Origin of the sequence: Glutamicibacter sp. NPDC087831 (assembly GCF_044742845.1) — a bacterium.
In the GTDB taxonomy this organism is placed as follows: Bacteria; Actinomycetota; Actinomycetes; order Actinomycetales; family Micrococcaceae; genus Glutamicibacter.
This window is the reverse complement of record NZ_JBIUVH010000001.1, coordinates 121,998-145,076: the sequence shown is the minus strand read 5'-3', so window position 1 is coordinate 145,076 and position 23,079 is coordinate 121,998. Positions and strand designations below refer to the sequence as shown.

The 23,079-nt window shown below is 61.2% G+C and carries 21 protein-coding genes; 5 read left to right on the top strand and 16 right to left on the bottom strand.

Annotated elements, in window-relative coordinates:
* Positions 1-69: 69 nt before the first annotated feature.
* The 6 genes from proC to ACIOJF_RS00645 form a co-directional block, all read right to left on the bottom strand.
* Positions 70-912 (bottom strand): pyrroline-5-carboxylate reductase, encoded by an 843-nt coding sequence (gene proC / locus ACIOJF_RS00670; protein WP_402741088.1) that lies wholly within the window; start codon positions 910-912, stop codon positions 70-72.
* 4 nt (positions 913-916) lie between these two features.
* Positions 917-1,741: a sugar phosphate isomerase/epimerase gene (locus ACIOJF_RS00665; protein WP_105656960.1), complete on the bottom strand. Its 825-nt coding sequence runs from the start codon at positions 1,739-1,741 to the stop codon at positions 917-919.
* Between the two features lie 54 nt (positions 1,742-1,795).
* Positions 1,796-2,815, bottom strand: coding sequence for a Ppx/GppA phosphatase family protein (locus tag ACIOJF_RS00660; RefSeq protein WP_105656961.1), 1,020 nt, complete (start codon positions 2,813-2,815; stop codon positions 1,796-1,798).
* 32 nt (positions 2,816-2,847) lie between these two features.
* Positions 2,848-5,637, bottom strand: a complete 2,790-nt coding sequence (gene topA / locus ACIOJF_RS00655; RefSeq protein ID WP_402741087.1) for a type I DNA topoisomerase — start codon at positions 5,635-5,637, stop codon at positions 2,848-2,850.
* Between the two features lie 149 nt (positions 5,638-5,786).
* Complete coding sequence (locus ACIOJF_RS00650) at positions 5,787-6,437, bottom strand: helix-turn-helix transcriptional regulator (protein ID WP_105657083.1); 651 nt, start codon at positions 6,435-6,437, stop codon at positions 5,787-5,789.
* A gap of 23 nt (positions 6,438-6,460) precedes the next feature.
* On the bottom strand, positions 6,461-7,813 hold the full coding sequence (locus ACIOJF_RS00645; RefSeq protein WP_286172127.1) for a methyltransferase: 1,353 nt from the start codon (positions 7,811-7,813) through the stop codon (positions 6,461-6,463).
* Positions 7,814-8,123: 310 nt separating this feature from the next.
* On the opposite strand from ACIOJF_RS00645, the gene ACIOJF_RS00640 reads away from it, so the two are divergent.
* A complete protein-coding gene (locus ACIOJF_RS00640; RefSeq protein WP_105656964.1) occupies positions 8,124-8,702 on the top strand; it encodes a GNAT family N-acetyltransferase in 579 nt (192 codons plus the stop codon).
* A gap of 54 nt (positions 8,703-8,756) precedes the next feature.
* Here the strand turns inward: ACIOJF_RS00640 and ACIOJF_RS00635 are convergent, their stop codons facing one another.
* Positions 8,757-9,656: a rhodanese-related sulfurtransferase gene (locus ACIOJF_RS00635; protein WP_402741086.1), complete on the bottom strand. Its 900-nt coding sequence runs from the start codon at positions 9,654-9,656 to the stop codon at positions 8,757-8,759.
* A 165-nt stretch (positions 9,657-9,821) separates the two neighbouring features.
* Between ACIOJF_RS00635 and ACIOJF_RS00630 the strand changes: the two genes are divergently transcribed.
* Together ACIOJF_RS00630 and ACIOJF_RS00625 are read left to right on the top strand one after the other, a co-directional pair.
* Complete coding sequence (locus tag ACIOJF_RS00630) at positions 9,822-10,478, top strand: GNAT family N-acetyltransferase (RefSeq protein ID WP_402741085.1); 657 nt, start codon at positions 9,822-9,824, stop codon at positions 10,476-10,478.
* A gap of 98 nt (positions 10,479-10,576) precedes the next feature.
* Positions 10,577-12,907 carry a DEAD/DEAH box helicase gene (locus tag ACIOJF_RS00625; RefSeq protein WP_133833579.1) on the top strand — a complete coding sequence of 777 codons (2,331 nt, stop codon included), beginning with the start codon at positions 10,577-10,579 and terminating at the stop codon, positions 12,905-12,907.
* Positions 12,908-12,922: 15 nt separating this feature from the next.
* Here the strand turns inward: ACIOJF_RS00625 and ACIOJF_RS00620 are convergent, their stop codons facing one another.
* The 7 genes from ACIOJF_RS00620 to ACIOJF_RS00590 form a co-directional block, all read right to left on the bottom strand.
* Entirely contained in the window at positions 12,923-13,318 is a 396-nt protein-coding gene (locus tag ACIOJF_RS00620) for an Rv3654c family TadE-like protein (RefSeq protein ID WP_133833578.1), read from the bottom strand.
* Positions 13,315-13,650 carry a TadE family type IV pilus minor pilin gene (locus tag ACIOJF_RS00615; protein WP_105656969.1) on the bottom strand — a complete coding sequence of 112 codons (336 nt, stop codon included), beginning with the start codon at positions 13,648-13,650 and terminating at the stop codon, positions 13,315-13,317. The genes ACIOJF_RS00620 and ACIOJF_RS00615 overlap by 4 nt, the downstream gene beginning before the upstream one ends.
* A 3-nt stretch (positions 13,651-13,653) precedes the next feature.
* On the bottom strand, positions 13,654-13,836 hold the full coding sequence (locus tag ACIOJF_RS00610; RefSeq protein ID WP_105656970.1) for a DUF4244 domain-containing protein: 183 nt from the start codon (positions 13,834-13,836) through the stop codon (positions 13,654-13,656).
* Positions 13,837-13,962: 126 nt separating this feature from the next.
* Positions 13,963-14,499 (bottom strand): type II secretion system F family protein, encoded by a 537-nt coding sequence (locus ACIOJF_RS00605; RefSeq protein ID WP_133833577.1) that lies wholly within the window; start codon positions 14,497-14,499, stop codon positions 13,963-13,965.
* Positions 14,496-15,176 carry a type II secretion system F family protein gene (locus tag ACIOJF_RS00600; RefSeq protein WP_133833576.1) on the bottom strand — a complete coding sequence of 227 codons (681 nt, stop codon included), beginning with the start codon at positions 15,174-15,176 and terminating at the stop codon, positions 14,496-14,498. Before ACIOJF_RS00600 ends, ACIOJF_RS00605 begins: the two co-directional genes overlap by 4 nt.
* A gap of 3 nt (positions 15,177-15,179) precedes the next feature.
* Positions 15,180-16,421: a TadA family conjugal transfer-associated ATPase gene (locus ACIOJF_RS00595; RefSeq protein WP_133833575.1), complete on the bottom strand. Its 1,242-nt coding sequence runs from the start codon at positions 16,419-16,421 to the stop codon at positions 15,180-15,182.
* Positions 16,418-17,542 (bottom strand): hypothetical protein, encoded by a 1,125-nt coding sequence (locus ACIOJF_RS00590; RefSeq protein ID WP_133833574.1) that lies wholly within the window; start codon positions 17,540-17,542, stop codon positions 16,418-16,420. Before ACIOJF_RS00590 ends, ACIOJF_RS00595 begins: the two co-directional genes overlap by 4 nt.
* Positions 17,543-17,629: 87 nt before the next feature.
* On the opposite strand from ACIOJF_RS00590, the gene ACIOJF_RS00585 reads away from it, so the two are divergent.
* Positions 17,630-19,279 carry a bifunctional 3'-5' exonuclease/DNA polymerase gene (locus tag ACIOJF_RS00585; RefSeq protein ID WP_402741084.1) on the top strand — a complete coding sequence of 550 codons (1,650 nt, stop codon included), beginning with the start codon at positions 17,630-17,632 and terminating at the stop codon, positions 19,277-19,279.
* Between the two features lie 6 nt (positions 19,280-19,285).
* Here ACIOJF_RS00585 and ACIOJF_RS00580 read toward each other — a convergent pair whose 3' ends face one another.
* Positions 19,286-19,963 carry a CoA pyrophosphatase gene (locus tag ACIOJF_RS00580; RefSeq protein WP_105656976.1) on the bottom strand — a complete coding sequence of 226 codons (678 nt, stop codon included), beginning with the start codon at positions 19,961-19,963 and terminating at the stop codon, positions 19,286-19,288.
* A complete protein-coding gene (nth, locus tag ACIOJF_RS00575; protein WP_402741083.1) occupies positions 19,960-20,754 on the bottom strand; it encodes an endonuclease III in 795 nt (264 codons plus the stop codon). The genes ACIOJF_RS00580 and nth overlap by 4 nt, the downstream gene beginning before the upstream one ends.
* Before the next feature lie 203 nt (positions 20,755-20,957).
* On the opposite strand from nth, the gene acs reads away from it, so the two are divergent.
* The gene (gene acs, locus ACIOJF_RS00570) at positions 20,958-22,934 is read left to right on the top strand and encodes an acetate--CoA ligase (protein ID WP_105656978.1); all 1,977 of its coding nucleotides are present in this window, start codon (positions 20,958-20,960) and stop codon (positions 22,932-22,934) included.
* The last annotated feature ends 145 nt before the right edge of the window (positions 22,935-23,079 follow it).

Genomic DNA, 23,079 nt, shown 5'->3' with positions numbered 1-23,079 from the left:
AGGATCGTGAATACGGCGGTGGCCGGCAACCAATCGGTTGCCGGCCACCGCCGTATTGAATGCTCGTTCCTAGCCGAGCTCTTCACTCAGCTGCGCTGCACGGGTGGCTGCCGCTTGCGTGCCCGCAGCAATAATCTTTGGAATTCCCTGCTCATCGAAGGTGGCGATAGCCTGCTCGGTGGTGCCCTTCGGGCTGGTTACCGCCTTGCGCAGGGTCGCGGGATCCGCGTCAGGGTTCGAGAGCATCTTGCCGGCACCGGCCACAGTGGCACGTGCCAGCGCGATTGAAAGCTTTTCATCCAAGCCCATGGCCACACCGGCATTGGCCATGGCCTCAGCCAGGTAGAAAGCATAGGCCGGACCGGACCCGGAAATTGCCGAGAGCGCATTTTGCTGCTCTTCGTCGATGACGTGCACGTCGCCGGATCCGGAGAGCAGATCGGTGACCAACTTGGCCTGCTCGTCGCTCACGCTTGCCGCCGGGCTGATTCCCACCACGCCGGCACCGACCATCAAAGGGGTGTTCGGCATGGAACGGATGACCGGCTGGCCAGCTGGCAGATGAGACTGCATGCTGCTCAGGGTGATAGCGGCGGCTACGGAAACAACGACCTTCTGCGCGTCCAGCGATCCGGAAATCTCCTCGCACAGTTCGGTGATGCCTACCGGCTTCACGCCCAGGAAGATAATGTCTGCGCTGGCGGCAGCCCGGCGGTTGGCTTCGGGATCTTCCTCGCTGACCAAGACGTTGATGCCCAATTCGCGCAGTTCCGCTACGCGGTTATCGCTTCGCACAGTAGCGGTGATGAGCTGCGGGTCATGGCCCGAGGCGATAATGCCACGCAGGATGGCGCCGTTCATGGAGCCGGCGCCGAGGAAGGACAGGGACAGATTCTTTGTTGCTTCACTCATATGGCTATTGTGTCATTGGCTTGGGGTCGCTGCCGACTGTTAAGTGCTGGCGGGCAAATTCTAGGGTCTTTCCCAGCCATTCTTCTTTTTGCCCGGTGTTCCGAGCTTTGCGTGTGGAGACCTCGACCGCTACGGTTCCGCTCCAATTGGCATCACGCAGATATTGCAGCGTTTCGGCCACCGGTTGGGTGCCCAGGCCTGGCACAAGGTGCTCGTCTTTGCCGTTATCCAAACCATCGCACAGATGAACGTGCGCCAGTCGCTGGCCCAGGTCCTCGACGGCTTGGCGCGAATCCATATTGGCAATCGCCGCATGGGAGAAATCCCAGGTCACATGCTGGTAGTGCTGCGGGACTGGGTTCCAGTGTGGAAGGTACATTTTCGCTTCACGGCCCCGGGCACGCCATGGGTACATGTTTTCCACGGCGATTTTCATCCCCGTGGTCTCAACCAATCGCTGCACGCCTTCGGCGAATTCTTCGGCGTAGGCGCCCTGCCACCTGAATGGCGGATGGGCGACAACCACATTTGCGCCGACCGCTTGGGCCAGGATGACCGAACGTTCGATCTTGGCCCAAGCAGAGCCCCACACCTGCTGGGTGAGCAGCAGTGTCGGTGCGTGGATGGCCATGATCGGCAGTTGGTACTTGTCCATCAAGGCTTTGAGCGCGGTCGCAGATTGGCTGGCTGCGTTGCCGGTAATCAGCACTTCCAGCCCGTCGTATCCCACGTCCTTGGCCATCGCGAAGGCGTCATGGACGGTCAGCGGATAAACTGACGCGCTAGAGAGGGTGACTGGCACCTTCATTGTGCTCTTCTGGTCTTCCATGCTCTTGCCTCCTGTTACCGTGTCCACTGTGCGGGCACCGCTTAGCCAAGAAGGTTAGCTGCTGGGTTTGGCGAGAAATTTGTACTTCTCGTTATCCAGAGCTACTTCCCCAACTCCAACGCTACTACTGAGCGGTGTCGCAGAGTCAAACATCACGTGATCAAAACGTCGCAGCATCAAGCCTTCACGAATCGCCCAAGGGCAAATCCGCACAGATTTCAGTTTCAAGGCATTCATCGCTTCGTGAGCGACAATCGCCCCGGCAAGCAGTTGCGGGGCGCGAATCTCCGAGACACCGGGCAGTTCTGCCCGTTCAGCCCAGCTCATCGCGGTCAATCGGTTGGTCCACAATTTCAATGCGTCACGATTGAGCACGCGCTTAACATAGGGGCCTTCCGTGCTCGGCGCGGCTCCGGTGATGCGAGCCAGCGAGCGGAAAGTCTTGGAAGTAGCGGTGGCCAGGGTGGGCTTGCCATACTGGCGCAGCTCGGTAGTCGGGTCCGTGAGAACGTCGCGCACGTACGTACGCAGTTCCTTGACTTCCTTAATGGACGGCAGGTCGTTAGGAAGCCATTCGCGGGTCAGACGGCCGGCGCCCAGGGGCACGGAAAAGGCTGTTTGCGGGAACTCGTCAACGCCCAAGGCCAGCTCCAGCGAGCCTCCGCCCATATCCAGGTTCAGGATGGATTCCGAAGACCAGCCAAACCAACGGCGTACGGAGTAGAAGGTCATGCCGGCTTCTTCTTCGCCGGTCAGTTCCATCAAGCTCACGCCCGTCTCGACTTCGACGCGTTCCAGGACGGCAGCACCGTTGGAGGATTCGCGAATCGCTGAAGTGCAGAAAGCCATGAAGTCCTCAACCTGGTGGTTTTCGGCGAACTTGGCGGCTTCCTTGATGAAGGAGATCAGCTCGCGCTGGCCCTCTTCAGTTATGGCGCCATACTCATTGAGGTAGCGCACCAAGGACAAGGGTCGCTTGTGCGAGGCATAGGGAACCGGGCGGGCTCCCGGATATGCATCGACGAGCAACAGGTGAACGGTATTCGAACCGATATCCAATACACCGAGTCTCATGGTGCGCTCCTCGTTAGGCCTGGCAAGAAAGACTAGTCAGTCTTTTTCGCGGTCGTCTTCTTGGCCGTAGCCTTCTTCGCCGGGGTCTTCTTGGCTGCTGGCTTCTTGGCCGGCGCCTTCTTTGCCGTGCGCTTCACCGGTCCGCGGGCACGTTTGTCGGCCAGCAGCTCGATAGCCTGCTCGCGTGTCAGTTCCTCCAGGGAGGTAGTGCGCGGAACGGTGATGTTGGTGACGCCGTCGGTGATGTATGGACCGAAGCGGCCATCCTTGACCACGATGTTCTTCTCGCTGGTCGGGTCCACTCCGAACTCGGCCAATGGCGGTACCGCGGCACGACGGCCACGCTGCTTCGGCTGCGCGTAGATCGCCAGCGCTTCGTCCAAGGTGATCGTGAAGATCTGCTCTTCGCTCTCGATCGAGCGCGAATCGCTGCCCTTCTTCAGGTACGGACCGAAGCGGCCGTTCTGCACGGTGATCTCTTCGCCGTCAGCGTCAGCACCCAGTACACGAGGCAGGCTCATCAGCTTCAGGGCATCTTCCAAGGTCACTGATTCGACAGTCATGGACTTGAACAGCGACGCGGTGCGCGGCTTGACCTTGGCTGGCTTCTTCGGCGGCTTCGGCTTGCCATTCTTGTAGTACTCGACCGGCTGGGCCGCCAATTCCTCTTCGGTTGGCTCCGGGATGATCTCGGTGACGTAGGCGCCGTAGCGGCCATCCTTGGCTACGATCTGGCGACCGGTTTCCGGATCAATGCCCAAGTGCATTTCGGAGACCTGCGAGTTGGCAAAGAGCTCCTCTGCCTTTTCGGCAGTCAGCTCATCCGGGGCCAGATCCTCAGGCACGTTGGCGCGCTGCGGCTCGGTGCCTTCCTCGGCGCCTTCCGGGATGGCACGTTCCAGGTACGGGCCGAACTTGCCCACACGCAAGGTGATGTCGTCGGTGACCTTGATCGAGTTGATCGCACGGGCGTCGATGTCGCCGAGGTTATCGACCACATGCTTCAAGCCTTCGGATTCGGTCTCCGCGCCCTTGCCGAAGTAGAACAGGTTCAGCCAGTCGGTGCGGGCACGATGGCCCTTGGCGATCTCATCGAGATCATCTTCCAGGCGGGCGGTGAAATCGTAGTCCACGTACTTCGCGAAGTGCTCTTCGAGCAAGCGGATCACCGAGAAGGCGATCCAGCTCGGCACCAGGGCGCCGCCTCGCTTGGTGACATAGCCGCGGTCCATGATCGTGGAGATGGTTGGCGCGTAGGTCGACGGGCGGCCGATCTCGCGCTTTTCCAGCTCGGCCACGATCGAAGCTTCGGTGTAACGAGCCGGCGGGGAGGTTTCGTGGCCCAGAGCGGTCAGTTCATCGCCGGCCAGCTGCTGGCCCACAGCCAGCTGCGGCAGGCGGGCTTCGGCATTCTCTGCCGCGGCTTCCAGGGCCTGTTCGTCCTTGCCCTCCTCATAGGCGGAAAGGAAACCGCGGAAGGTGATTACGGTGCCGGAGGCCGAGAACTCGGCCACGCGCTGATCGCTGGCGGTGCCCTGCAGCTTGATGGTGGCGGTGAAGCCCTTGGCATCGGCCATCTGCGAGGCGACGGTGCGCTTCCAGATCAGCTCGTACAATGCGTACTCGTCCTTGGACAACGAGGAACGCACGTCCTTCGGGCGGCGGAACATGTCACCGGCCGGGCGGATTGCCTCGTGGGCTTCCTGCGCGGCATCGTTCTTCGCCTTGTAGACGCGCGGCTTGGCTGGAACGGAATCCGCGCCATACAGTTCGGTTGCCTGCTTGCGCGCGGCATTCACTGCCTCGCCCGAGAGGAAGACCGAATCGGTACGCATATAGGTGATGTAGCCGTTTTCATACAGCCGCTGAGCGATCTGCATGGTGATCTTGGAGCTCCAGCGCAGCTTGCGGGATGCTTCCTGCTGCAGCGTGGAGGTGGTGAAAGGGGCGGCCGGACGACGGGTGTACGGCTTGTCCTCGACGGAGGTCACCGCAAAGCCGGTGTCCGACAGGTTCGCCACCAGCGACTGGGCCGACTCCTGATCCAGGTGGGCCAGCTTATTGCGGGTGGTCTTCAGCTGGCCGCGGTCATCGAAGTCACGGCCGGAGGCGACACGGGCGCCGTCCACTGCCGAGAGCTTCGCTGCGAAGCCTTCGCCTTCACTGGTGGCGAAGTTGCCCTTCACATCCCAGTATCCGGCGGGGATGAAGGCCATGCGTTCGCGTTCGCGCTCGACGACCAAACGGGTTGCCACGGACTGCACGCGGCCTGCGGACAGCCCGCGAGCCACCTTGCGCCAGAGCACCGGTGAAATTTCGTAACCATAGAGGCGGTCCAGGACACGGCGGGTTTCCTGGGCGTCGACGAGGTCGGTATCGAGCTCGCGCATGTTTTCCAGTGCGCGGGCGATGCCTTCCTTGGTGATTTCGGTAAATGCCAGGCGGCGTACCGGAACCTTTGGCTTCAGGACCTGCAGCAGGTGCCACGCGATGGCTTCGCCTTCGCGGTCCGCATCGGTTGCGAGGTAAAGTTCGTCAGCTTCTTTGAGCTTCGCCTTCAGTTCGGAAACGCGCTTCTTCTTGTCCGGGTAGACCATGTAGTAAGGCTCAAAGTCGTTGTCCAGATCGACAGCGAACTTGCCTACTGAAGTCTTTTTCAGCTCGGTTGGCAGTTCTGAGGGCTGCGGAAGGTCGCGGATATGGCCCACTGAGGCATCCACGTCAAAGCCTTCACCCAAATATTTGGCGATCGACTTCACCTTGGCAGGAGACTCCACGATTACGAGTTTCTTACCAGTCTTTTCCTTGGCCTTGGGGGGCACAGCACTCCTTTAGACAACACGGACCTAGGACACCCATTTCCGGGCCCTGATCGATCCGCCATCGCAGCTTCGTTCTTCATGCCTACTCTATAAGCACATTTCCCGATGATCTTACACCGAAGAATCTGCGCTCCCTGAGCCGGGCATACTTATGATGATGCCTCCCCCATGCTCTGGTATTCGGGAAGCAATGAGATTAAGTAGAACATACGCCGCGAATCAATACTGCGTTCCTCGGCTGTTGCCTGTGCCTCGTATTCGTAGACCAGATCCAGCATTCTGCGGTTGAACTCGCGTTGCTTGGCTTCCGAGAGGAAGACCAAACCGCTAGTCAGCATCGGCGGACGATCCGGGTCCGGAGCGATTCCGGTCTTCGCTTCTGCCTCGCGCCGCTGGACTTCAGCATTGAGCCGGGTGCGGAATGCGTTCAATTGCACGTTCAAGTACGCAGTTTTGGCGTTCGCCGAGTCGATCTGCGTGTTCAGCTCTAGCCGTTCACCAGCCGCTCGCCACCGCCGCTCGCGTGCGTCTCCTTCGCTGGCAGCACGAATCACGTACCCGTACTTCTCCAGGGCCCGGAGGTGATAGCTCATGGCGCTAGGTGTCAGCGCACACAAGGATGCAAGTTCTGTAGCGGTGCGGGTGGTCTGCGAAGCAAAGAGCTCATCCAAGACGATCAGTCGAGCATCATGGGCCAACGCTCGAATCGCCTGAGGGTCAGTGATCGAGACAACTTGTGGGATTTCCGCCTCATCGCGCGAGGCGGCCCCACCTTGTTCCTCAATTGTGTTCCGTGTCATAGGGAAAAACTTTAGCGCTTGTTTCACATTTTCTGAAGCAGGCCATGTCGCAAGAGTCGCTTCACTGCTTCATAAAGCAGGTCCGCGAAGTCTTCTTGCCCTTCTCCAATCAAGGAATCCAACGCGTTGACTAGTTGCGATACCGACAAATCACCATCGCAGGCGGAAACAAATCCTGCCTGCGCGGTATCAAGCAATTCAGTACGGCGCAGCCCTGCCCCCTGCCGCAGCAAGATCACGCCGGGGTGCTCCGCCCCCGGACGCTGATGGCGCTCCTCAGTAACATCCTCGGCCACCAGCAGGTGCCAATCCTTGAACCCTTCATTGGCGGCGGCCAGCTGGTCGGACATGGCAATGTCCCGCTGCAGGGTCGGGGCCAGCGGCTGTTCCACCTGGTGCGAGATCTGCTCGTAGCGCTGCAGTACCGGATGGCCTGCGGCTGGACGGCGGAAGTACACCAGACCGAAGCCGATGGCACCCACGCCGCGGGACTCGAAGTCATCGAGGTATGCGTTGTAGGCGGAGATGTATGAAGTGCTGTCCTCGGTCTGGGAAGCGTCGCGCAGCCATGTCTCGGCGTAGCCGCTTGGCGTTGTTTGCTCGCGCTCGATCACCCATACGTCCAGCTGGTCGCCGAACCACTGGCGCACGCGGGCATCCCACGGCTGGTTGGATTCATCATCTAGGCGAGGAATCTCCCAGTTTGACAGCATTTGCATGCAGCCACCCGGCGCCAGGAAGCCAGGAGCCTGCTCGATCAAGGTGCTCACCAGCGTATCGCCGGCCATCCCGCCATCACGGTAGGTGAACCGGTCCTTGGCGCGCTCGTTGCTGCTTCGCGGGGTAATCACGAACGGCGGGTTGCTGGCGATCAGGTTGAAAGTGGATCCAGCCACCGGATCGAACAGGCTTCCCTGGAGCAGGGTGACCCGCGATTCGAGGTTATCCGGATCCAGCTCCAGGGCCTGGTAGTTGAGCATCAGGTTGAAGCGGGTGAAGCCCAGGGCTCGGGCCGACAGGTCTGTGGCCGTAACATGCTCCGCGTGCGATAGCAGATGGAACAGCTGGATGCCGCAGCCGGTACCCAAGTCCAGTGCGCGCTCGACCTTTTCGCGGATCGTGATCTGCGCCAGGGTCAGGGACGCCTGGCCAATGCCCAGCACATGGTCGGTGCGCAACACGCCGGGACGCTGGTGGGCACCCAGGTCGTGGGCCACCCACAATTCACCGTCAGCATCGGAGGAATGCAGCGCCAGGGCAATCTTGGCCCGGTAACCGGTAGCCCAGGACTCGATCAGGCCCAGCTTGAGCAATCCGTCGGTCTTCAATGTCGGGAAGGCGGCATTGATGGCCGCGTCTTCCTGGGTCTGGCCCATTTGGAAGAGGCGAACCACACAGGCAAGCGAGCTATCTGGCCTGCTACGATCCAGGTTTCGCAAGGCAGGGTGGAGCTGGTCGCGGGCAAATGCTGCCGCAGCTTCCTCACCAAGCAGCCCCGCAACATTTTCATAGTTGTACCCGACATCAGTGAGGTCTTTGGCTAGCGAGTCGATGAGCAGTTGATTGTAGCTCTGGGGAGCGTCATCAATGGAAGAAAATTCAGCAGCATTCACACCTCCAAGTCTACCGAGTAACTCAACGGGTGATAGCTAGGCCAGGCAAACTACGGCGACCTATGATGTGGGCATGACCCAAGTAACGGTGACCTATCTCCAGCAACTCGACTCCGCTGATGTCATTCGCTCGGCCAAGTCCTTGCCCGAGGACGCCCGGATCGAGCTGGCCAAGGAGATCACCCCGGAATTTTCGCGGTTTCTGTATCAGAGCGTGGGCAGCGAATTGAACTGGTCTGACCGCCTGGGTTCGACCCGAGACCAGTGGGACGAAGTGCTCCGACGCCCGGGCTCAGAAACCTGGGTGCTCTACCAGCACGGTGCTCCCCAGGGGTACGTGGAGCTCGTCACGGAAGTCGCGGACGCCGGCAGCGAGGTCGAGATCTTCTACTTCGGCTTATTTCCCGAAGCTACCGGCCGCGGCCTTGGCGGGGTGCTGCTCAGCGAAGCACTGCAACAGGCCTGGGCCCTGGGTTCACGATGGCCGCAGCTGCCTGAGGTCAGCCGGGTATGGCTGCATACCTGCTCACTGGACGGACCGGCGGCGCTACCGAACTACCAGGCGCGAGGGCTGAGAATCTACCGGACCGAGGTGGAACAGGTCGACGTCAAGGATGCGTCGCGCGGAATGTGGCCGAAGGTGACCGCATAGAAAACGCGGCCTGGACTTATGGAAAGTCCAGGCCGCGGTTGGTGAAAGCTGAAGTTAGGCGTCTACGGTGCTGCAGTCTGGGCAGCGGCGCAGTGCTTCGTCCTTTGCGCAGTCCTCGCAGAACAGGCGCAGGTTGCGGCAGGCCGGGTCCGAACAGTTCTCGAACTTGTTGGTTGGACCTTGGCAGCCCACGCATTCACCGATGGTGACAGCGTCTTCGGAGAATTCGGTATGCATGCGCTTATCGAAAACGTAGAGAGAGCCTTCCCATAGGCCTTCATCCCCGTACTTCTCGCCATAGCGGACGATGCCGCCCTGCATCTGGTACACCTCTTGGAATCCGCGTTTGACCATCAAAGCCGAAAGCACTTCGCAGCGAATGCCGCCGGTGCAGTAGGTGACCACCGGCTGGTCCTTCAGGTGGTCGTACTTGCCCGAATCCAGCTCGGCAACGAAATCGCGGGTGGTGTCCACTTCGGGGACAATCGCGTCCTTGAACTTGCCGATCTGCGCTTCGAATGCGTTGCGGCCATCGAAGAAATGGACCTTCTCGCTGGTCTTCTTCTTGTTGTCAACCAGCTCGTGAAGTTCTTCGGGGCGCAAGTGGGTGCCACCACCGACAACACCGTTCTCGTCAACTTCCAGTTCGCCAGGAGCGCCGAAGGTCACGATCTCGTCGCGAACCTTGACGGAGATACGCGGGAAGTCTTCTGCCGAACCTTCCGACCACTTGATATCCATCTTCTTGAAAGCTGGCAGTTCTCGCGTGGCCTTGACGTAGGCCTTGACTGCGGAGATCTCGCCACCAACGGTGCCGTTGATGCCGTCTTTGGAGATGATGATGCGTCCGCGCAAGCCCCAGCGCTCCAGCAGCGAGCGCTGCCAAAGGCGGATTGCCTCCGGGTCTGGGAGCGGAGTAAAAGCGTAATACAGAACAATACGATGAATGGCCACCCTACAATGTTAGTAGCTTTTGGCCGCGAAACGCCGAGGAAAAGAGCAATGTCACATTGATCTTTCCCGAAAATATCGAGCTCTCGGCCAGTGCAATAGTTCCAAGTAGGCAACGATTAGTTCAATGTCAGCTAATTCCTAGGAAAGACAAGGTAGGGTCAAATTATGGCATCAAACGCAAGCGATGAACTGATTGGCACCTGGGTAGCAGGCTGGGCTGGGGCTCGTGGTTATGAAACCCGCAACGAAGGACGGGTCCACGCTGCGCTGCGCCACGACACCACTGAAGACTGGGAATACGTCATCTATGGTCCCTCCAAAGAGGAACTCGCAGCAGTAGCCGAGACCCTGACGAAGCACCCGAACCGTCGGCTGACGGCTTTCGACGACTCCGCCGAGAATCTGGTTGCCATTGCGGCTGAAGTAGGCCTGCAGGTCACTGCCGATGACGAAGCACTGATGGTCACCGAACTAGCCGTGCACGACGTCGAGGTCCCACTGCCTGCAGACGGGTTCGTCTTCCAGATTGAACGCGATGGCACTCATGCCTACGTTTCGCTGCATCCCGAGGACAACCAGGAAGTCGTTGCGGCATCCGGCCATGTCTCAGCAGTTGGCGGATACGCAATCTTCGACCGCATCATCACCGGCGCCGATTTCCGCCGCAAGGGCCTAGGTACCCTGATCATGCGTGCGCTGGCTTCGCTGGCTCAAGAACACGATGTTGATCAAGGCCTGTTGATCGCTTCGGTCGATGGCCAGCAGCTTTACGCTTCGCTGGGCTGGACTTCGCTGGGCAAGGTTGTCATGTTCAAGGCCTAGGGCCTCCAAGATTACTCTTATCGCCGTGCTTGACGCTTCCGCGTCAAGCACGGCGATAGTCTTTAACTCCAGCAGTTCTCGGTCCGGAAGGCGTCCTCGTGAAGTCAGTGCGTTCTCTCTTAGATCCCTATGACCGGACCAATGATCCCGATGCTGTGGTGCACCGCCGCACCAGGACTGCCAAAGACGAGATCACCAGCCAATGGCCAGCGTGGCTCAGCGCTGAACTAGTTGGGATATTCCAGGGACTGGGCATCCAACAGCCTTGGCTACACCAGGCCCAAGCAGCCAACCTCATCCACGAGGGCCACCACACCATAGTTTCCACCGGTACCGCCTCAGGCAAGTCCATGGCCTACCTGATGCCAAGTCTGGAACAGTTGTACCAGGCGAAGGACAGCGGATTCAACGATGCTGATGCCGGTGCATCGGTGCTTTATATCTGCCCAACCAAAGCACTGGCAGCCGACCAGCTTTCCGCTGTGGAGTCCCTAGGCGTTCCCGGGGTCCGAGCCGCTCCCTACGATGGCGATACCGACCAGGCCACCCGTGCTTGGGTACGCCAGCACGCCAACTTCGTCTTCACCAACCCAGATATGCTGCACCGCGGCATCCTGCCCAACCATCCGGCCTGGTCCAGATTCTTCAAGCGCCTTCGCTACATCATTATCGACGAGGCCCATTCCTACCGTGGGGTCTTTGGCGCACACGTAGCCAACCTGATGCGCCGGTTGCGTCGCATTTGCGCCTATTACGGCAGCTGCCCGGTCTTCATCGGTGCGTCCGCGACGAGCTCAGACCCCGAAGCATCCTTCGGGCGTCTCATTGGGGCGCCAGCTCAAGCGGTGACCAATGATTTCTCCGCCAGCGGTGAACTGGTGATGGCCTTGTGGGAACCTCCGATGAGTGATCACCGCGGTGAAAACGGTGCGCCGGTACGGCGTACCGCCATCGCCGAGAGCGCTTCGATCCTCACCGATCTGATGGCTGATCATATTCGAACCATTGTCTTCATCAAGTCCCGCCGCGGTGCTGAAACAATCGCAACGCTCACCCGCAAGCATCTGGAAAAATTTGCACCGGATCTATCCGTCCGGCTTGCAGCGTACCGCTCGGGCTACTTGCCTAATGAACGCCGTGAGGTGGAAAAGCAATTGCGCAGTGGCGAGCTGCTGGGTGTCACCTCAACTTCGGCGCTGGAACTGGGTATCGATATTGCGGGGCTGGACGCGGTAGTGGTGGCTGGGTGGCCAGGCACCCGCGCATCGTTCTTCCAGCAAATCGGCCGTGCCGGACGTTCGGGCCAGGATGCGCTGGCGATCTTTGTCGCAGCTGAAGATCCGTTGGACACCTACCTGGCACATCATCCCGAAGCCATCTTCGATTTGGGTGTCGAAGCGACAGTCTTTGATCCGCAGAATAAGTATGTGCTTAGCGGCCACCTCTGCGCCGCCGCGCAAGAATCTCCCCTGCGCCCGGAGGAGTTGGAAATTTTCGGTCCGCAGACCGAACAGCTTCTGGATTCGCTGGTGCAACGCGGCTACTTGCGCCGGCGCCCGGCTGGATGGTTCTGGACGCATCCGCAACATGCGGCAGGGATGTTCTCCATTCGGGCCGATGGCGGTGGACCAGTGGACATCATCGATGCGGAAACCGGCGCTCTGCTAGGCACGATGGATTCCCCGCAAACGCATTATCAGGCGCATCCCGGGGCCATCTACGTCCATCAGGGTGCCAGCTACCATGTGGAAGAACTTGATGAGCAGAACCACGTGGTGATCGTGACTCGGGTGAATCCTGATTACTACACCACGGCGCGTGATCTCACCACGGTTGCCATTGATTCCGAGGAACGCAGCCGTAACCACCGAGAACTGACGATTCATTTCGGTGAAGTCACTGTGACCACCCAGGTCGTGTCTTTCCAGCGGAAGTCGGTGGCTTCTAATGAAGTGCTGTCCGAAGAACCGTTGGAGCTTGAAGCCCGGGATCTGAATACCAAGTCCATTTGGTTCACCCTGACCGAGCAGCGATTGCTTCGAGCTGGTTTGGAGGTAGATCAGTTCCCCGGAGCCTTGCATGCTGCCGAGCATGCCATGATCGGGTTGCTGCCGCTGGTTGCTACCAGCGACCGTTGGGATATCGGCGGAGTATCCACTGCGCTACACATGGATACCGGCCATCCGACAATTTTCGTCTATGACGCGCAGCCTGGCGGTGCTGGATTCGCCGAGCGTGGTTTCGAGCGCTTCACCGATTGGATCCGGGCCACCCGGGATGCCATCGAGGCCTGCGAATGCCAGCACGGCTGCCCAAGCTGCGTGCAGTCCCCCAAGTGCGGTAACCGCAATAATCCATTGGACAAGGCTGGAGCGATCTTGCTGTTGACGGCCGTGCTTGACGACGTGGAGCCAGCGCACCACCGCTAACCGCTTCCGCCATGCTCACCGCCCCGGTGCATCCAGTGGCGGTGCTCCCGCCCGTGCCTGGGCTTCGGCCAGATACAGTTCTATGCCCAGGGCACGGAATCCGACAGGAACGTTAGTCGTAACGCGCACCGACTGGCCGTCGGGTTCCACCGTGCATGCTGCCAGCAGTGCACCGTTGGATTCGGCCAACAACGCCGCAACTGTGCAGGGGTCCCCGGGGCGCAACCCGCGGGCCGTATCCGCAGCAGCCAGCGCCGACAGATCGGCGGCGCTGGCAGCCTGCATCGCGGCTCGGGTTGCTGCAACCCATGCTAAAACGGCACCGGCAATTAGCAGTGCAACAACCACGAGCGCTGTTGCCATGACCGTTCCGCTACCCTGTTCGCTTCGAAGGCTCCGCCGCTTTTTCATTCGACGGCCACACTGGCTTGTCCATGGATTTGAAGGCTGCCAACGATTGGAAGGCTCACCGATTTGCTGACGTGAACCTGCCAGTAGCCGTTGGCTGTTGAGAGCGAGAAACGGGCTTGGCTTCCTGCCAGCCTCACGCCGCTGGCGCGAGCGGTTGCATCGTCCTCGCCGCGGGCCAATTCCCTGGCCATGGCACCGGCTGCCTGCTGAACTTGGATCTGCTGGATCCCGACGACACCCAAGCACAAACCCAAGGACAGCATCATGGCAACCGCGGGTAGCAGCACCGCAAATTCGGCGGTACTGCTACCCGATTCGTCGCTGAAGCTCATGGCCTACAGCGACAGCGCTTTAGTAATCAGGCCCATCAGCATGCCACGTACGTCGCCGCTGGACAGGATGCTGATCAGCAAGCCGGCAAAAGCCACGGCAGCCAGCGTGACCATAGCAAATTCGGCGGTGGTGGATCCCTGCTCTTCTCGCAGCAGATCCCTGATTTCCCGGAACCGTCGGTTCATTGTGTTGTCCTTTCTAGACTGTCATCCCCGGCGTCGATACCGTGGATGTTGTGCTTCTACCATCGGCGAGCGCCGCGGGCAGCAACATGGGTTTCCTACGAGCTGGGCATAACCTTCGGCCGGGGATTACTGGTAGCTGGGGAATAGCGCGATGATCAGTGGAACCACGCCCAGGGCGATGAAAGCCGGCAGTGCGCAGGCCCCTAGAGGCAGTACGAGCCTGGTACCGAATTGTGCTCCGAGGCGCGCGACTTTCTGTGCATGTTCACGGCGTTGCAGAATCGCGGTATTTCGTAGCAGATTGGCTGCCGGCGCTCCGGTCATGTGGGCAAAGTGCAGTGCTTTCCGCAGCGGGTCGAGCCAGGGCGGAACGGCTTCCCAGGCTTTGTCCCACGCCATGTTCATTTCCAAGCAGCGCGCTACGCTGCGCAGCACCGCGCACTGTTCAATGCTGTGACCGAGCAGATCGAGGATCTCGGTGATGGGCATCCCCGAGTCCAACAGGCTGGCGCTCAGATCCAGGATCAGCTCGACAGGTTTTTCATCTTCCTGCCGTCTTTTCCCAAGGCACTGCGGCGCCTTGCCTTCTCGACTTTTCGAGTTGGGCCGTCCTAATGCCAAAGCGATGGAAAGCGCCCCTAGAAGCAGAATCAGAACGATCATGACAGTGCCTGGCTAGTGGTTGCCTGCATGAGCCGCCGGCACCAGATCCGGTTGGCGATCCACAGCAATGCTCCAATGAGCACGCTGAGTTGCGCCGCCCATGATCGGCCTATTGTGCCCAGAACATCAATGCCCACAAGCAGACCGAATCCAAACCCGACTAGTGGAAGCCATGTCAGCAACTTAGTCGTTGCTTTCGGGCCAGCCATAGCCGCCTCGAATGCTTGCTGGGCTACTAGGGCGCATTCGAGGTCTTCGGCTAGCCGTTCCAGCACATCGGCAAGGCTTGCGCCGCTGCGTTCGGAGAGTTCCAGGCACCAGTGCAGTCGTCGCACCGCTGGACCTTGTCCCTGCTCCGCCGGAAGACCGGGTCCGGGAGCGCTGTTGCTTAGCCGATGCGTTGCTTGGAGGTCTTTGAGCGCTCGGATGATGTTCCCGCTGTCGTCCTCGGCCTCCAGCAACGCATCAACTGCGGGATGGAAATCCAATCCGCTTCGGAGCAGCGCCGAGAGTTCACGAATGATGCGGGCATCGGTGCTCAGTACCTGGTCATCGTCCGTGTGGCGTTCCGCCCCGCGATCCCGGAGCCTGCGCAGGGAACCCGCTTTGATTTTGCTTGCCGGGTGCGCGGGGATCCACAGCCACAAGGCCAGTGCGCCAAAGATGAGGATCAGCATTGGTCAACGCTCCTTGGCGTGCTCATCGCCTAGCGCCTTGGCAATGGTGCACGTGAGCGATGGGCCAAATCTGTTCGCCAGAAAGTTGTGCCCGTAGTCGGCCAGCGGTTCGGCGGCGTCCAGGTCTATCAGGCGCCGCATGTGCATCTGGCCATCGCTACCGGTGTCCAGGCATCCAAGGGCCACCGGTCCGCGCTGCCCTTGGCTCCCCCTGTTCATGTGAATGACAAGATCCAAGGCGCTGGAGGCCTGCAACGAAGTCGCCTGCACGCTCCATCCGGCGAGCGCACCCAGCGCCGCCAAGCGGGCCGGAACTGACTGCGGGTTGTTGGCGTGCATGGTGCCTGCGGCTCCCTGATGCCCCGTGTTCATGGCTGCCAGAAAATCGCGTATTTCCTCCCCACGGCATTCGCCAACGACCAGACGGTCAGGGCGCATGCGCAGGGCTTGGACAACCAAATCCTTCAGCTGCACCTGGCCGGCAGATTCGACGTTGGCCGACCGGGTTTGCAAGGACACAACATGCGGGTGCGGTACATGCAGTTCTTGCGAGTCTTCCACGATGACCAGACGGTGCCGCGGATTGGCTTCGGCAAGCATGGCTTGCAGGAGGGTAGTTTTGCCGCTGCCTGTTCCTCCGGTAATCAGGAAGTTCATCTGGCGTTCCACGATGGCTTGAAGCAGCGGTAGCCAGAACCCGTTCGATCCTTCCAGGACGGTGCCCAGTTCGAGCTGGGCACTGCGCTTGACGCGAATCGAGATCAGTGGTCCGGCTGTGGCAATTGGAGGCAGTACAGCGTGGACGCGGTAATTCTTCAAGCTCATGTCCATGAACGGGCTAGCTGAATCGAGCCGTCGGCCCGCAAGGGTTGCAAGATGGACGGCCAGGGTCCGAACCTGCTCTGGGGAAGAAAACCGGAATTCGGTGGGCTGCAGGCCGGCCGGAGAATCCGTCCAGACCATCCCTTGCCCGTCGACCAGGACATCGGTCACCTCGGGCCGCTGTGCGAAAGGCTCGAGGATTGATAATCCTGCCACTTCGTTCTGCAGCGATTCCAGCGATTGTGCGGCACCTTGGGAACCCAGAGCCGCGCCGGAGTCGTGAACGGCTCCTGCCAAGGCAATCGCATCAAGCTGCCCGCCGGTGAGCAATGCGCGTTCACGCACGGATTCAAGGATTTTGGCATCCAGCACAGGCCCGCCCGTTGATGGGTTGGCGTTGTGGCTATGCCGGCCCGGGCTCATGGGTGCTGCTCCTTCATTTGCGGTATCAGGCAGAGGTTGGACAGGTGCTGGCGCAATGCCCGGGATTTGAAACTGTCGTATAATTGGCCGCGCTCGATCGCTTTGCTGATCCGGGGAAAATCGGGGAAGGCACCAAGAATCTGAGGAAAACCCGCAGGGGTGCTGCGTAGTTTCTGTTCCCCGCACAGCACCACTTCCCCAGAGGCTGGCACGGTCAGCGAACTGACAGTGGCGATATTCCGGTCTATGAATTGGTTCAGTGCCAGCCGTTGCGGATGCGGTGCGCGCCCGGCATCCACTACGACCAGATCGAATCCTTGCCGGGCGGCGGCCAGCAGGCGGATCACCAGCTGGTCCTCCAGCTCATGCGTTCTGCTTGCCTGGGACCAGGTCAAGATCGCGGTATCGCGAAGCTTCGGCAGCGTTTCAGCCAGTTGATGAGCAGCAAGCGCGCCACCGGATTGCCGCAATTCTTCCCATCCAATTCCCGTTGGCGGTTGGGTGCAAACCAGCGGCCAAGCGCCCTGGGAATGCGGATCCAGATCAATCATGGCGCTGCGAAGACCACTTAATGTCCCGGCATGCGCCAGCAACAGGGCCAGGGTCGTTGTTCCCAGCCCGCCTGCTGTGGAATGCAGTGCCAGTGTGTGTCCATGCCCTGCCCTCATGGCCCATAGACCCAGGTACTCGCCGAGCCATTGGCTGGCCGAGGGCAAAACTGCCACCCTTGCCTTGGGAATTCTGCTGGCCAAGCTCCACACGATGGCCTCGCCATCTTCCAGACCGACCAGGACATCCACCGGCCGGCTCGTATTTTCGGCTAGTGCTGCCATGTCGCTGCCCCACAGCACCGGCCCAGAACCATCGGCGGGCAGCAGCTGCGGGTCGGTGCATTTGTTGATTCTCACCGCCGCGCCGACCGCGATCACTGCGCATCGCTCAATAATCCGTGCATCGTTGCTCACGATGGTGCAGATCGGTTCATCTTCCGCCGTGTGGTCAGCCGCTGCCGGCCTCCTGGTGCTGTTCGGAGGCGCCTGCGCGAAATCCAGTTCAGTCATCACGAATCGTTGGGTGTCCTTCAGCGGTTTAGCCGATGAGGACTCTGATAGCCATTTCATGCATCGAGCGTGGCATCTGCCTAATCATTTGCGTGCCGCTCGCCAACCAACTGGGGATATCGGCCGCTGGCACGGCACAATAGATCCATGAGTGCCATCGCTTTCCTTGCTGCCGATCCTGATGGCTATGCCCTGATCGATCTTCGCGACCAGTATTCTGGCAACTCGCTGCAGCCGGTCGTCTCGGTATCCCGGGATGATTTTGCCGGATTTGTTGCCGAAATCGAAGCACGGCATTCGCCCCGATGGGCCATGCTCCGCACCACCCCGTGGATGCAGCCACTTGTTTCTGCGGGTGTTCATCTGGCCAAGGCCTGCATTCTCTCCTTGGCCCAACGCATCTTGCACCGCTCGCCGCTGAGTGAGGAAAAGCTCGAAGACTTCGATCTTGAACGACCAGTTCAGGCTCACGAAAGGGCCAACCAGGATGCGCTCTTTGCCGCCCCGACCTCCGGCGAATCCCTTTCCGAGCTCGTAGCCATGTACGTTGCCCAGCGCAAGGCGTTGCCGCAGGATCCCAGCACCCGTCAGCGTCTGGAATTATTGATCCACGCCGAATCGGTAGGTGCGTTGATTGCCTGCGAGATGGAAGCGGCCGGTTTGTCGTGGGATGAAGCCGGACACCGCGCCCTGCTGCGCGAGCAATTGGGCGAACGCGTATCCGACTATGGACGGCCGCCGAAACTCGAGGCCAAGGCCCAGCAATTGGCCAAGGCATTAGGCAGTCCCGGGCTCAACCCGGATTCGCCGCAGGAGCTGTTGCGCGCCCTGCATAAGGCCGGTTTCGCGGTGAGCTCGGTGCGGGCCTGGGAACTGGAGCAGATCAAGCATCCATTGATTTCTGAGGTTCTTGAATACAAGAAACTCTCGCGTCTTGCCAGCACCCATGGTGATGCGTGGTTGGATCAATGGGTGAAAGGCGGCCGTTTCCATCCGCATTATGTGCTGGGAACGGTGACTTCAGGACGCTGGGCCGCTTCTGGTGGCGGGGCGCTCCAATTGCCGCATTCCATCCGGCAGGTCGTGCGCACCCGTCCCGGCTCGACGTTTGTGGTGGCCGACGGGAGGCAACTGGAACCTCGAATCCTGGCAGCTATTTCCAATGACCAGCAATTGCAAAAAGCAGGCCAGCAAGATGACCTGTACCAGTGGCTGCTCGATGCCCAGCTCGTGGCTTCCCGAGATGAGGCCAAGCTGGGCATGCTCTCGGTCATCTACGGCGGTGGCGGCGGTGCTTCAGGTGCAGTGGGTGCGGCCCTGACCCGCAGTTTTCCCACCGCCATGCATTTTGTCGAACAGGCAGCTCTTGCCGGCGAGCAAGGTGAAGGCGTGCGCAGTTTCCTCGGCCGCGGCTGCCCGCCAGCCGATGAGCAGTGGCTGCAGGCGCAGAAAGCTACCAACGATGAAGCATCGCAGCGGGCTGCTGACGGCGCGGCGAGAGCCCGCGGCCGGTTCACCAGGAACTTTGTCGTACAGGCGACCGCCGCGGAGTGGGCTTTGGTGTGGATGGGCCACGCACGGCACCTGATCCATCAGGCCGGGTGGAGCCAGACCTGCCGCCAGGTGTTCTTTGTCCATGACGAAATCGTCTTTGAATGCCCCACCGAATTGGCTGGGCAACTGCAGGAGCTCATCCGGCATGCGGCCATGCTCGCCGGGCGTTCCCTGTTCGGCCAGGCCTCGCCGCGCTTCCCGGTCAGTGTTGCGATCTCCGGGAACTACGCGGATGCGAAGTAGCCGGCTTCAGGCCATGCGCAGTTCACGGCGGTTGTTCCACGGCTGGGTCCAACCCAGCTCGTTGAACAGCCTGTCCAGCACGATCGCGGTGAAGCCCCAGATGATCCGGTCTTCAAAATCGAAGGCCGGGGACTTGAACTTCTGATTGCCGCGCTGCACCACGCCGGTCAGGCGATTCCTCGGCTCCAGCAGGTGCGCCACCGGGGCGCGGAATACGCCGGCGCTTTCGGCCGGGTCAGCCGGATAAACCCTGGATTCGGTATGCCACCAGCCAATCACCGGGGTGACCAGGAAGTTCGAAACCGGCAATTCGGTTTCCCCCAAGGTGCCCAGGACCTCGATCCCGGAGGTGTCCACGCCAGTTTCCTCCCACGCCTCGCGCAAGGCGGCGTCGGCAACGCTCGAATCCTCCTGGTCGATCCCGCCTCCGGGGAAAGCGATCTGGCCCGCGTGCTTGCGCAGGGTCGCGGCGCGCTCCACGAACAGCACGTCCAGATCGCCGGCCCGGGAGTGCGGCTCCAGGGCCGCTTCGCCGGCAGCACCGAACAGGATCAGTACCGCGGCACGGCGTGCAGCACCGAGCTCGATATCGCTCATCACCCATTCGCTGGGCAGTTTCTGCGTTGCCCCGACCTGTGCCGTGTGGCGGGCAATTACTTTTTCCAGTTCCAAGCGCGCGCTCATGCGTCCAATCCGTATCCTTCAGCCCTCAGCTCGCGGCGGGTTGCGCCGGCGATCATTTTCGCCAGCAATTCTTCCCGTCCTGGTGCGAGCTCATACTTGAGGAACGCTGTGGCCTTGGCAGGTATTTCCTCGCCGATGCCGAACGAGGGGCAAAGCTTGGCGATGGCGCAGGCCCCGCAGGCAGGTTTGCGCGAGTGGCAGACGCGGCGGCCATGGAAGACCACGCGGTGGCTGAGCATCGTCCAGTCGCGTTTTTCGAACAGTTCCCCCACCGCGTGCTCGACCTTGACCGGATCGGTTTCATCGGTCCACCCAAAGCGGTTGGCCAGGCGCCCGAAGTGGGTGTCCACGGTGATTCCGGGAACACCGAAGGCATTTCCCAGCACGACGTTGGCGGTTTTGCGTCCCACCCCGGGAAGCTTCACCAGCTCTTCGAGCTTGGCTGGCACTTCTCCGTCAAAGCGTTCAACCAAGGCGGCGGATAGCCCGAGCAGGGAGTCCGTCTTGGCGCGGAAGAAACCGGTGGGGCGGATCAGCTGCTCAAGCTCGCCCCGTTCGGCTTGGCTCATTGCGTGGGCGTCCGGGAAACGGGCGAAGAGCGCTGGAGTGATGGCATTGACCCGCACGTCGGTGGTCTGCGCGGAGAGCACGGTGGCTACCAGCAGTTCGAAGGGGTTCTCGAAGTCCAGTTCGGGCACCGCGTAGGGGTAGGCCTTCGCCAGTTCCCGGTTGATCTTGCGTGCCCGGCGCTTCAGCCCCAGCTCGGTTTCGTTGTCCAATTTCTTCGCCACGCTTTAGATCGTGTCATGAGGGCGTGAAGTTTTCACCCTTGGACACCACCTTGGCGTGCTGTTCATCGCGTGCAGCTAACCGCTCGGCGCACAAAATACCCCATTTCCCCTTTCCCGGTGACACAAAGCACACCGGCCCTGCTGGAGGATGTAACTTTGATCACAGGGAAATATTTGTGACTACGCGGAAGGACGCGAACCCAGTGAGTGATTCGAAAACCTTGGATAACCTGTCGACCGAAACCCGTTCCTTTGCCCCGAGCAAGGACTTCAGCGATCAGGCCATCGCAACGCAGGCCCGCTACGACGCAGCCAAGGCAGACCGCTTGGGCTATTGGGCGGACCAGGCACGCCAGGTACTGACCTGGGACACCGATTTCACTGAAACCTTGGACTGGTCGCAGGCACCGGTGGCCAAGTGGTTCGTCGGCGGCAAGCTCAACGCGGCCTACAACGCGCTGGACCGCCATGTGGAAAACGGCCTGGGCGACCGCGTCGCCATCTACTTCGAAGGCGAGCCGGGCGATACCCGCACCTACACTTACGCGCAGCTGACCGAAGAGGTCAAGAAGGCCGCCAACGCTTTCGAATCCCTGGGCGTGGCCAAGGGCGACCGCGTGGCCGTCTACCTGCCAATGATCCCGGAAGCCGTCATCACCATGCTGGCCTGCGCCCGCATTGGCGCCATCCACTCGGTGGTCTTCGGCGGCTTCTCCGCCGACGCGCTGCGCAGCCGCATCGATGATGCGGACGCCAAGCTCGTGGTCACCGCCGATGGCACCTGGCGCCGCGGCAAGCCGTCCTCGCTGAAGCCGGCAGTCGATGCGGCGCTGGAAGCACCGGGCCACACCGTGGAAAACGTTCTGGTGGTCAAGCGCAACGGCGAGCCCACCGAATTCGGCGCACTGGACAAGTGGTGGGATGACGTCGTCGGCACCGCCGCCACCGAGCACACTGCGGTAGCCCACGACTCCGAGCACCCGTTGTTCGTGCTGTATACCTCGGGCACCACTGGCAAGCCCAAGGGCATTGTGCACACCACCGGCGGCTTCCTGGCCCAGGGCGCCGTGACCCACCGCGACACCTTCGATTTGCACCCGGAAACCGACGTGTACTGGTGCACCGCGGACATCGGCTGGGTGACCGGCCATTCCTACGTCACCTACGCGCCGCTGGTCAACGGCGCCACCCAGGTGATCTACGAGGGCACCCCGGATACCCCGCACCAGGGCCGCTGGTGGGAACTGGTGGAAAAGTACGGCGTCACCATCCTGTACACCGCGCCCACCGCAATCCGCACCTTCATGAAGTGGGGCCGCGAGATCCCCGATGGCTACGACCTGTCCTCGCTGCGCGTGCTGGGTTCGGTGGGCGAACCGATCAACCCGGAAGCATGGATGTGGTACCGCGATGCCATCGGCACCAACAACGGCAAGAACGGCGAGCGCAAGGAACACCCGGCCCCGATCGTGGACACCTGGTGGCAGACCGAAACCGGCGCGCACATGATCGCTCCGCTGCCGGGCGTCACCGCAACCAAGCCGGGTTCGGCCCAGGTGGCCGTGCCGGGCATCGCCATTGACGTGGTGGATGAAGCCGGCGAATCCGTGGCCGACGGCGAGGGCGGCTTCCTCGTCATCCGCGAGCCGTGGCCAGCGATGCTGCGCGGCATCTGGGGCGACATGGAACGCTACAAGGACACCTACTGGTCGCGGTTCGAGAACATGTACTTCGCTGGCGACGGTGCGAAGAAGGACGCCGATGGCGATATCTGGCTGCTGGGCCGCGTGGATGACGTGATGAACGTCTCCGGGCACCGCCTGTCCACCACCGAGATCGAGTCCTCGCTGGTCGCCCACCCATACGTGGCAGAGGCCGCCGTGGTGGGAGCGAAGGACGAGACCACCGGCGAGGCCGTGGTGGCCTTCGTGATCCTGCAAACCGAGCCGGCGGAAGGCGAGGATGTGGTGGCGACCCTGCGCAACCACGTGGGCAAGGACATCGGCCCGATCGCCAAGCCGAAGCATGTGCTGGTGGTTCCGGAACTGCCTAAGACCCGCTCGGGCAAGATCATGCGCCGCCTGCTCAAGGACGTGGCCGAGGGCCGCGAGGTCGGCGATGCCACCACGCTGTCCGATTCAACGGTGATGAGCCAGATCGCGCAGTCCATGGGCAAATAGCCTCAGCACGCCCCAGTGCAGCAAGCCGCCGTGGGGGGGGGGGGGGGGGGGGGGGGGGGGGGGGGGGGGGGGGGGGTGGGGGGGGGGGGGGGGGGGGGGGGGGGGTGGGGGGGGGGGGTGGGGGGGGGGGGGGTGTGGGATAGCT

Excerpts from the sequence above, each read along its gene's own strand:
- ACIOJF_RS00630 (WP_402741085.1), top strand. The coding sequence starts at position 9,822 with ATGGCATCAAACGCAAGCGATGAACTGATTGGCACCTGGGTAGCAGGC.
- ACIOJF_RS00615 (WP_105656969.1), bottom strand. The coding sequence starts at position 13,650 with ATGAGCTTCAGCGACGAATCGGGTAGCAGTACCGCCGAATTTGCGGTG.
- ACIOJF_RS00605 (WP_133833577.1), bottom strand. The coding sequence starts at position 14,499 with ATGATCGTTCTGATTCTGCTTCTAGGGGCGCTTTCCATCGCTTTGGCA.
- ACIOJF_RS00610 (WP_105656970.1), bottom strand. The coding sequence starts at position 13,836 with ATGAACCGACGGTTCCGGGAAATCAGGGATCTGCTGCGAGAAGAGCAG.
- ACIOJF_RS00600 (WP_133833576.1), bottom strand. The coding sequence starts at position 15,176 with ATGCTGATCCTCATCTTTGGCGCACTGGCCTTGTGGCTGTGGATCCCC.
- ACIOJF_RS00650 (WP_105657083.1), bottom strand. The coding sequence starts at position 6,437 with ATGACACGGAACACAATTGAGGAACAAGGTGGGGCCGCCTCGCGCGAT.
- ACIOJF_RS00620 (WP_133833578.1), bottom strand. The coding sequence starts at position 13,318 with ATGAAAAAGCGGCGGAGCCTTCGAAGCGAACAGGGTAGCGGAACGGTC.
- ACIOJF_RS00590 (WP_133833574.1), bottom strand. The coding sequence starts at position 17,542 with ATGAAATGGCTATCAGAGTCCTCATCGGCTAAACCGCTGAAGGACACC.
- ACIOJF_RS00585 (WP_402741084.1), top strand. The coding sequence starts at position 17,630 with ATGAGTGCCATCGCTTTCCTTGCTGCCGATCCTGATGGCTATGCCCTG.
- ACIOJF_RS00660 (WP_105656961.1), bottom strand. The coding sequence starts at position 2,815 with ATGAGACTCGGTGTATTGGATATCGGTTCGAATACCGTTCACCTGTTG.
- ACIOJF_RS00665 (WP_105656960.1), bottom strand. The coding sequence starts at position 1,741 with ATGGAAGACCAGAAGAGCACAATGAAGGTGCCAGTCACCCTCTCTAGC.
- proC (WP_402741088.1), bottom strand. The coding sequence starts at position 912 with ATGAGTGAAGCAACAAAGAATCTGTCCCTGTCCTTCCTCGGCGCCGGC.
- ACIOJF_RS00580 (WP_105656976.1), bottom strand. The coding sequence starts at position 19,963 with ATGAGCGCGCGCTTGGAACTGGAAAAAGTAATTGCCCGCCACACGGCA.
- ACIOJF_RS00595 (WP_133833575.1), bottom strand. The coding sequence starts at position 16,421 with ATGAGCCCGGGCCGGCATAGCCACAACGCCAACCCATCAACGGGCGGG.
- ACIOJF_RS00645 (WP_286172127.1), bottom strand. The coding sequence starts at position 7,813 with ATGGGCCAGACCCAGGAAGACGCGGCCATCAATGCCGCCTTCCCGACA.
- ACIOJF_RS00640 (WP_105656964.1), top strand. The coding sequence starts at position 8,124 with ATGACCCAAGTAACGGTGACCTATCTCCAGCAACTCGACTCCGCTGAT.